At 56.3% G+C, this 9,471-nt stretch carries 7 protein-coding genes and 2 tRNA genes; 6 read left to right on the plus strand and 3 right to left on the minus strand.

Annotation, left to right across the window (positions count from 1 at the left end):
* On the plus strand, positions 1-3,021 hold a 3,021-nt coding region (locus tag AB5Y92_RS04590), incomplete at its 5' end, for a type I secretion C-terminal target domain-containing protein (protein ID WP_368225760.1).
* Between the two features lie 71 nt (positions 3,022-3,092).
* Here AB5Y92_RS04590 and AB5Y92_RS04595 read toward each other — a convergent pair.
* The gene (locus AB5Y92_RS04595; protein ID WP_139409956.1) at positions 3,093-3,587 is read right to left on the minus strand and encodes a hypothetical protein; all 495 of its coding nucleotides are present in this window, start codon (positions 3,585-3,587) and stop codon (positions 3,093-3,095) included.
* Positions 3,588-3,772: 185 nt separating this feature from the next.
* On the opposite strand from AB5Y92_RS04595, the gene AB5Y92_RS04600 reads away from it, so the two are divergent.
* Positions 3,773-5,728: an EAL domain-containing protein gene (locus AB5Y92_RS04600; protein ID WP_164537987.1), complete on the plus strand. Its 1,956-nt coding sequence runs from the start codon at positions 3,773-3,775 to the stop codon at positions 5,726-5,728.
* 63 nt (positions 5,729-5,791) lie between these two features.
* On the opposite strand, the gene rraB is transcribed toward AB5Y92_RS04600, so the two are convergent.
* On the minus strand, positions 5,792-6,127 hold the full coding sequence (gene rraB / locus AB5Y92_RS04605) for a ribonuclease E inhibitor RraB (protein ID WP_026034893.1): 336 nt from the start codon (positions 6,125-6,127) through the stop codon (positions 5,792-5,794).
* Positions 6,128-6,392: 265 nt separating this feature from the next.
* Between rraB and AB5Y92_RS04610 the strand changes: the two genes are divergently transcribed.
* Positions 6,393-6,468, plus strand: a tRNA-Phe gene (locus AB5Y92_RS04610).
* A 4-nt stretch (positions 6,469-6,472) separates the two neighbouring features.
* Positions 6,473-6,548 (plus strand) — tRNA-Asn (locus AB5Y92_RS04615).
* A 174-nt stretch (positions 6,549-6,722) separates the two neighbouring features.
* Here AB5Y92_RS04615 and AB5Y92_RS04620 read toward each other — a convergent pair.
* On the minus strand, positions 6,723-6,953 hold the full coding sequence (locus AB5Y92_RS04620) for a hypothetical protein (RefSeq protein ID WP_201987571.1): 231 nt from the start codon (positions 6,951-6,953) through the stop codon (positions 6,723-6,725).
* 21 nt (positions 6,954-6,974) lie between these two features.
* On the opposite strand from AB5Y92_RS04620, the gene AB5Y92_RS04625 reads away from it, so the two are divergent.
* On the plus strand, positions 6,975-8,249 hold the full coding sequence (locus AB5Y92_RS04625; protein WP_368225762.1) for an alpha/beta fold hydrolase: 1,275 nt from the start codon (positions 6,975-6,977) through the stop codon (positions 8,247-8,249).
* Positions 8,250-8,599: 350 nt separating this feature from the next.
* Positions 8,600-9,325: a carbonic anhydrase gene (locus AB5Y92_RS04630; RefSeq protein ID WP_368225763.1), complete on the plus strand. Its 726-nt coding sequence runs from the start codon at positions 8,600-8,602 to the stop codon at positions 9,323-9,325.
* The last annotated feature ends 146 nt before the right edge of the window (positions 9,326-9,471 follow it).

The raw sequence follows: 9,471 nt of genomic DNA on the forward strand, positions 1-9,471 counted from the left end.
GGCAGCTACAGCTTCACGCCGGTGAAAGACTTCGCTGGAGCCCTGCCGGTGGTGGGTTACACCACCAACACCGGCGCGAGCTCGACACTGACGCTAACCATGAAGCCGGTGGTCGACGGTGTGACGCTCAAGGTTGAGCTGGTGAGTGGCGGGTTTGTGCCGGGGGCGGCGAAGGTAGAGCAGATCCTGTCCGACCTGGCTGGCAAGACGCAGTCTAAATTGCCGACCCCTGGCGATGATTATCTGGTTTCCAAGGATGGCAGCTGGGTCTTGGGCGGTGACGGCAAAGACACCATCAAGTACGGTAGTGGCGACCACTTCTCGGCAGATGGCGGTTCTGGCAATGACATTCTGATCGGCGGTGGCAGTGTCACTGACCATCTGATCGGTGGTGACGGGGACGACATCCTGATCGGCGGCAAGAACGCTACGTCGTCGGTGACTCTGGATGGCGGTGCGGGCAACGACACGCTGATAGCCCAAAGCCTGAAAGCCTCCACCTCTTATTATGGTGGCGATGGTCTGGATGTGGCCTATATGCCGGGTTCGATGAAGGATCTCAAGCTGATTAAGCCTAGTGGCTCACAGAGCTTTGATTACAGTCTCGTGTATAAAGACCCGATTAGCGGTGCTTTGACTTACCATGATTTTTACAGCGTTGAGACCCTTTATCTGCAAGATGGCAAGTATGAGTTCAAGGATGGCAACCTGACTAAGGTGGCAGATCTGGCGACCTTGAAGGTTGATGTCGATTTGATCGATACCGATGGCAGCGAACATTTTACCGAGTTGACTATCAAGGGGTTGCCACAGGGTACTGTGCTTTCGGGTGGCACACTGCAAGCCGATGGTAGTTGGAAAGTACCGGCCAGCATGCTGGATAGAGACGGGAAATTGTCGCTGCAGGTGGAGTTGCCTGTCGGTAGCCAGAATATCAAGGTGACCGTGGTGGCAGGCTCGCAAGAGTATGACATGAATGGTCAGCCGATAGTCGGTGAAGTGAAATATACCGAAGCGGATACCGGCTTTATGGTCAAGCCCACTAACCCGAATGGGGACAATGGTACGTCAGACAAACCTGTCGAGGGTGGGCGTGGTGATGATGTATTGCTGGGAGATATCGGTGGTATCAAGACCTCGGTTGAACCGGGCAAAAATTACAATATCGCCCTGATCGTTGATACGTCGGGTAGCATGAAGTGGGGATTAGATGGCAGCCAATCTCCTGCTGCGGGTAAAGACAGAATGACGTTGACGATTGCAGCGCTGAAAGTGCTGGCCAATCAGCTGGCAGATCATGATGGTGTCGTTAACGTGACGCTCATAGGCTTTCATGAGTGGGCAAGTTCACTGTTGACGATTAACGATCTCTCCAAGAGTAATGTGCAGTCATTTATCGACAAGGTCAGCTCGTTGTCTGCTGGCGGTGCGACCAACTATGAGGATGCCTTTATCAAGGCTACCCAGTGGTTTAACAGCAAGCCTGGCAGCAGCTCCGGATTGACCTTTGAGAATGTCACTTATTTCCTGACCGATGGTGATCCGACGGCTTATAACGGGAACAGAAACGCATCTGAATCAGATGCGATGCAAAAAGCCATCGATGCGTTTGCTCCTTTATCTGGGCAGAGCGAGGTCAAGGCGATCGGCATCGGTAATGGCGTGACGAAGGAGAATCTGAATTATTTTGACAACACGCAGGTGACTGGCTCAGGCAGTAAATATGAAAACACTCTGTTACTGAATGATTTTTCTGGCAATACAGGGCCGTGGAGCGCGAATAGCTGGAGCAGGACTGGCGATAGCTCGGGGAGTGTCACAATGGTCGGTAGTCGGCTGGAGTTGAAAGACAGTGCGAAAAATCAAGCGTCAGTATTTGTCAGCGAAAAAATGACATTGGTGGCTGGTAGCGGTCTGCGCTTCGACCTTGGCAAGGGTAGTGATGTCGACTCCGAAGACAGTTTCTCGGTGCAACTGCAACGCTGGAACGGCACTGCCTGGGTGAATGTTGGTGCCGCGGTGACCTCAGCGGGGACAATCAACAGCGGTGCGCTGGCTGCGGGTGATTACCGTTATGTCTTTACCATAAACGAGTGGGGAAACTCAGGAACGGCTACCCTGACGATCGATAATTTGATTAAGGTGATAGGTGGGCGTCCGCCGGTTGGCCAGCCCGATATCATCACCACGGCAGATCAGCTTAAGGCTGTGCTGGTTGGCAGTTCGACCACCAACACTCCTGCGGCAGTGGGGGCGGATGTCCTGCACGGTGGCGCGGGTAACGATATCCTGTTCGGGGATGCCATCAATACCGATCACCTGCCGTGGGGCACGGCTGGCAACCCGACCAAGCCGGCAGACTGGGTCAATGGCAAGGGGCTGGATGGTCTGACCCAGTTCCTGACCTTGAAAAATGGTTATGCACCCAGCTCCCTTGAGCTTTACGAGTACATCAAGGGGAATGCCAACTCATTGGATGTGGCGGGCGATACCCGAGGGGGGAACGACACGCTGCACGGTGGCCTTGGTGACGATATCCTGTTTGGCCAGGGTGGCAACGATGAGCTCTATGGTGATGATGGCAACGATATCCTTTATGGCGGCACTGGCAGTGACAAACTGTATGGTGGTTTGGGTAACGACATTCTGACTGGCGGCGAAGGTAAAGATTTCTTCGTATGGAGTCAGGGAGATGCGAGTGCCAGCAATCCTGCCGTTGATACTGTCACGGACTTCAAACCGAGCCTGAGTGATCCGACGCTGCGCGACAAGCTGGATCTGAGTGACCTGCTGGATCATGATGGGTCTAAAACGGAGTCATTGCTTAAAAGTCTGTTGTCTGTGTCTGCAGATAGCCAAGGTGTGCATCTCAAGGTTAGCGATTCGGTGGGTGGTTCTGTGACCCAGGAGATTGTGTTGTCTGGCCACACTTTTGGCTCTCTGACCGGTAATAGTGGTGCAACGGCTAGCCAGGTGATCGATTACATGTTGGCCAACAACATGCTCGATATCGATAAGTAAGCCCAACTCGGGGCAATAAAAAAGCGGCAGAGCAATCTGCCGCTTTTTTTTATCTTTGCAGGGAAGCGAAATCAGTTGCCGAGGGTGGCGAACAGGCTCTGCTCCAGGGTGCCGCGGGAGACGCAGACCGGCTTGATGGAAGGGGCCGGTACGCGCTCGCCTGAGGATTCAACGAAGAACAGCTCGGTGTTGCCCTTGACGTTGACGGTGGCCACGCTGCTGTTGCCGCTCTGGGTGATGATCAGGTTGATCTGCAGGTTCGGGTTGCCCAGTGCAACTTTGGAACCCATAGTTCCGCAGTCCAGCCACTCCAGCCCGTCGGCTGATTGGGTGACGTTGGCGGTCATCAGGCCGGAGCCACGCTGGCTGTTTTCGATGGTGAGGCCGTGATCGGTGAACCACTTCTCGGCGCGAGCCCACACCAGATCCACCGGGATCGCCATTTCCTGAGTATTGTTGGTTGCCTTGGCAATTGGCGGGTTGTAGCGATACTCCTCACCGCCGTTATTGTCACCAGCACAACCAACCAGCAGCAGCGCCAATGCGCTCCCCATAATCTTTTTCATCTTGTTTCTCTCGTCCATATCACCAGGCCATTGGCCAACCGGCGCCTATTATCGCCGGAGCGACAATCTCTGTCAGCAACCATCCAGCGTTCGATGTTATGGGGAGGTGATCGGGGTGCTTTACAAAATTGGTTTGCTATCATAGATTTGCTCGAAATTCCTCCATAAGCACCCCTGTGACCAACATGCTCACCCCGGATCTGCTGCAGCAGATCATCGACCAATTGCCAATGAGTATCTTCTGTCGAGATAGTCATGGGCGTTACCTGTTCGCCAATCGTGAGTTCGCCCGTGAAGCCAAGCTGGAGTCGCCTGCCGAGGTAGTCGGCAAGACAGATGCAGAGATGCCATGGGGCGATCTCTTTCGCAGTGAGGATGAGCAGCTGCTTGCCGGAGGCGTGCCGATGCTGTATCAGCAGCTCCATTGCAACCGGGGTGGTGATACCTGCTGGATGGAGGTGCACAAGGTGCCTCTTTACACCCCGCAGGGGGAAGCGTGCGCAGTATTCGGGGTGGTTAATGAGATTGCCCAGCGCAAGAGCCTGGAACAGACGGTCAAAAAGCAGCAGTTGTTGCAGCGTTTTCTGCTCGATGCTATTCCTGACCTGATCCGTTTCGATGATCACAACGGGGTGTTGCTGGAGTGCAATCAGGCGTTTCTCGACTTTATCGGCCAGGGGGCGGATGAGGTGCTGGGTCAGCAACTGCCGTTCCGGCTGGCGGCGCCGCAGGGGATGGGTCATGGCGAGTGTTGTCTGCTGGATGCCAGCGGGCAGGGTCGACACATGGAGATCACCCGGGTCGATGTCCCCGATGGTGATGGCCACTCCCTCGGGATCCTGACGCTGGGGCGTGACATCACCGGCCTGCGCACCACTCAGGCGCAGTTGCAGCAGGAGCAGCACTACGACAGTCTGACCGGACTGCTCAAACTCTCCCGATTCTTGCAGACCAGCCGCCATCTTGGGGGACGCAGTGCCACGCTGGTGCTGGTTGATCTGCACCATTTTCGTGAAATCAACGATCGCTTCGGGATCCGGATTGCCGATCGACTGCTGAGCCAGGTGGCCAAGCGGTTGCAGCAGCTGGTACCGCCGCGTTCTCTGCTCTGTCGGGTCGCTGCCGATGACTTCAGCCTGTTGTTGCCGGATTTCAATGAGCCATTGCAGGGGTGGAGCCAGCATCTGCAGCAGCAGTTGATGGAGCATTATCAGGTGGAAGATCACCGCATCCAGATCCCGGTGTTTCTCGGGCTGGCCCAGGGGAGGGCAAGCGATGCCGAGCGGTTGCTCAGTCATGCCGAGGCTGCGCTGGCGCAGGGCAAACGGCAGCAGCAGTACTGCACCCTGTTTGATCCCGAGCTGCATGCCCGGCTCAAGCGGCGTCAGCTGATCGCCGCCCAGTTGCCGCTCGCCATCAAGTCCGCCCAGCTGGTTGCCGTCTATCAGCCGATCATCTGTACCCGCACTCACCGGCTGCATGGCGCCGAACTGCTCTGTCGCTGGCCCCATCCCGAGCTTGGGATGATCTCCCCCGACGAATTCATTCCGTTGGCGGAAGAGATGGGGATCATCGGTCAGCTTGGTCAGCTGATGCTGGAACAGGGCTGTGCCCAGCTGGCGCAGTGGCAAACTGCGCAGCCGGATATGGTGCTATCCATCAATCTCTCGCCGCTGCAGTTTCGTGATCCGGCGCTCTGTGAGCGGGTCTCTGCCTGCATCGCTCGCCATGGTCTCAAGGCCAGTCAGCTGGAGCTGGAGATCACTGAAGGGGTACTGATGGAGAATGCCGACGAGATTGAGACCAACCTCGACAACCTGATCGCCGCCGGTTTTCAGTTGGCCATCGACGACTTTGGTACCGGTTACTGTTCACTGGCCTATCTGCCGCGTTTGCAGGTGGCGACCCTCAAGCTGGATCGCAGCTTCACTCAGGGGTTGGCCAGCAATAGCGCGACCACCGCTATCGTGCGCTCGGTCATCGGGTTGGGCCATGAGCTTGGGATCCGGATTACGGCCGAAGGAGTAGAGACACCCGAGCAGCAGCTGTGGCTGACCGAGGCGGGGTGTGATCGGCTCCAGGGCTATCTGTTCAGTCGCCCACTGCCGCCGGCGGAGTTTGCTGCCAGCTATCTGGCGTGAGAGATCGTCAGAAACAACAAGGCCACCGAAAGGTGGCCTTGTTGTTTTACGATGGAGGCAGGATCAATCCTGGAAGTAGGTGCCCCAGCCATCGTAATCCACCCCGTATTTTTCCAGGATGGGCAGCATCTTGGCGATATCGGCGACGATCGCTTCGACATTCAGCTTACACTCGATGGTGGCATCGAAGCAGAAGATGGTGGCGCCGTCATCCAGCTCCATCTCTTCGGCATCGGTCACTTCAAAACCGGCCTTGAACAGGTCAACCGCTGCTTTTTCCAGACGGTCGAAATCCTGGCAGGCGAAGTGGTGCTCGATGTCGTAATCCGCATCGGGATTGCTGCCATCGGCCAGCAGTTCGTTGACGATCTCGGTGGTCTCATCACGCCACTCTTGCATATTCAGACTCATGTTGCCTCCAGGCGGTATCATTGCGGCAAAGCATACTCGCAGAGTGGATTCGGCTCAATGCGGCTGACCCACTGAGCCTCGAATTTCCATCATATTGGCACAGCCTGCAGGGCGTGCAGAGGCCAGCAAGTACTGCAAACAGGACTGAAATGGATAATAAATGGCCGCTTCGTTCGGTTGTTGAGCGAACGCGCTTTTTATCGTGCCATCATGGTTGACACTCTGCGCTGGAAAGGGTTTAATGCGCGCCGTTGCCCAGATAGCTCAGTCGGTAGAGCAGGGGATTGAAAATCCCCGTGTCGGCGGTTCGATTCCGTCTCTGGGCACCACAATTCCTCCTTAGTTCAGTCGGTAGAACGGCGGACTGTTAATCCGTATGTCACTGGTTCAAGTCCAGTAGGAGGAGCCAAATTCGAAAAGCCCGCTCAATCGAGCGGGCTTTTTCATTTTTAGTTGCTGTTGCATGCTGCCAAAAAGAGCGTTGCGCCACAGGTGGCACTGAACAGCAGCATTCCGGTCTGCAGCATGCTGCCAGGGCATGGCTTCTTCTCTCTTTTTCTGGCCCTGATCCACTTCGGTTTCATCACATTCCCTTATCCATTTTGTCGGCCTGAATGGCTGCACTCCTGTGCAGGCGAGCCATCTTTGTTGAATGGCGCCATGGCGTCAATCTCCCCTGCAAAACAATTAATTCAGCACTGTTGAAGAGCGGCTTGTCTGGTGATGTTTCGACCTTTAAGCCATTGTTAACATTTTGGAAAACCTGAGTGACCCTGTGGCTGGGCGGGGATATGATGGGATCAATGATGTTCACATCCTGACGGAGAGATCCCAGATGAGCAGCCCCTTGAGCTATGTACTGGACGGCATTCATTGCGAGCCGCACTTTTTTACCGTTCCCCTCGATCATGATGAGCCGGATGGTGACAGCATTACCCTGTTTGCTCGTACCCTCTGCCGTAAAGATAAGCTCGATGAGAAGTTGCCCTGGCTGCTTTTTCTGCAAGGGGGGCCGGGATTCGGGGCGCCGCGCCCGACGGCCAACAGTGGCTGGCTCAAGCGGGCGTTGCAGGAGTTCCGAGTGCTGCTGCTGGATCAACGTGGCACCGGGATGTCGAGCCCCATTCACGGGCAGATTCTGGCCAAAATGACACCGACCGAGCAGGCGGAGTATCTCGGCCATTTTCGCGCCGACAGCATAGTGCAAGATGCCGAGTTCATCCGGCTGGAGCTCAGCCCCAAGCATCGCTGGAGCCTGCTGGGGCAAAGCTTTGGTGGTTTTTGCTGCCTGACCTATCTCTCGCTCTTCCCCGATAGCCTGCGGGAGGTTTATATCACCGGCGGCATCGCGCCGATTGGCCGCAGCGCCGAGGCGGTTTACCGCGCCACCTATCAGCGGGTGGCTGACAAGAACCGAGCCTTCTTCGCCCGCTTCCCCCACGCTCAGGGGATTGCCAACCGGTTGGCCAACCATCTGCACCAGCACGATGTGCGACTGCCCAACGGCCAGCGCCTGACGGTGGAGCAGTTCCAGCAGCAAGGGCTGGATCTCGGCGCTACGGGTGCTTTCGAGGCGCTTTATTACCTGCTGGAAGAGGCCTTTATCGGCGACAAGCTGAGCCCGGCCTTTCTCTATCAGGTGCAGAGCATGCAGCCATTCAATACCAACCCGCTGTTTGCCATCCTGCACGAGGCTATCTACGCCGAAGGGGAGGCGACTCGCTGGGCGGCGGATCGGGTCAGAGGGGAGTTTCCTGCGGTGAACTGGGCGCCTGGCAAGGATTTCGCCTTCACCGGCGAGATGGTTTACCCCTGGATGTTCGAGCAGTTCCGCGAGTTGCTGCCCCTGAAAGAGGCGGCCCATCTGCTGGCCAACAAGGCGGACTGGGGGGCGCTCTATAATCCGGCCCAGCTGGCCCGCAACAAGGTGCCGGTAGCCTGCGCCGTCTATGCCGAGGATATGTATGTGGAGTTTGACTACAGCCGCGAGACCCTGCGTGGCCTGGGCAACAGTCGAGCCTGGATCACCAATGAGTATGAGCACAACGGTTTGCGTGCCGATGGTGAGGCGATTCTTGATCGTCTGATCGCGTTGAATCGCGACCGTTAATTGCCGTTATCGGCAACTATCGCGGGAGCCCGGACTCCCGCGATGGTTGTGATGGATGGTTGTTATGAAAGCGTGACTCCCTGAACCTTGCCCCGCGCCTGCCAGAGGATGAGTGGATAGCCGGCTGATTAATTTCTCCCTCTTTCACTGTATCTGCCGATCCTTCACCATATACTTGCCAAACGACTCTGTATTGAGCCGCGGTCAAACCGATTGACCAACCCGTGCTCGTTACAATTAGAAAGTCGCTCTGATGCTCTGTATTCCGCGTATCTGATATGCCATCTCTGCATGCCCCGCTATCCGGGGGAGGGGATGGTCGTGCTTTTCAATCAAGATAAGGATGTATGATGAGAAAGTCTCTGTTGGCCTGCTCCCTGTTGCTGTGCCCTGTCGTGTTTGCTGCCACCCACCATTGGGAATATAGCGGTGAGGCGGGGCCTGCCCACTGGGCCAAGCTGACTCCTGAGTTTGGTCAGTGTGCGGGCAGCAATCAGTCGCCGGTTGACCTGAGCGGATTGGTCGAGGCCAAACTGGCCCCGCTGGTACTCCACTATCAAGCGGGTGGCAATACAGTGGTCAACAACGGTCATACCGTGCAGGTCGGTTATGCCCCGGGTAGCACCTTGCAACTCGATGGCACCAGGTTTGAACTCAAGCAGTTCCACTTCCACGCCCCGAGCGAAAACCTCATCGAGGGCAAATCCTATCCGCTGGAAGGGCATCTGGTGCATGTCAGTGACAAGGGAGAGATCGCCGTGGTGGCGGTGATGTTCGAGGCTGGCAAGGCCAATCCGGCGCTGGCGGCAGCCTGGAGTGCATTACCGGCCAAGGTGGGGGAGACCCAGGCCCTCAAGGCGCCGCTCTCTGCTGAGCAACTGCTGCCCGAGAATCGTGACTACTATCGTTTCAGCGGTTCCCTTACTACGCCTCCCTGCTCGGAAGGAGTGCGCTGGCTGGTGATGAAGCAGCCGGTTGAGGTCAGTCAGGCCCAGATCGACACCTTCAAGGCTGTGATGCACCATCCCAACAACCGGCCAGTGCAACCGCTCAATGGACGCGTGGTACTGCAATAACACTGTGTTGCAATAGCGCAGTAGATAGCAAACACAACAAGAGGGCCGTCAGGCCTAATGCCGATCAGTTAAGGATCCATTGACCGATCCTTCTGTTGTGTGAAAATCCGAAACCTGTTGATTGGTTTCGGATTTTTTATGCGTAT

Origin of the sequence: Aeromonas sp. R1-1 (assembly GCF_040908495.1) — a bacterium.
In the GTDB taxonomy this organism is placed as follows: domain Bacteria; phylum Pseudomonadota; class Gammaproteobacteria; order Enterobacterales; family Aeromonadaceae; genus Aeromonas; species Aeromonas veronii.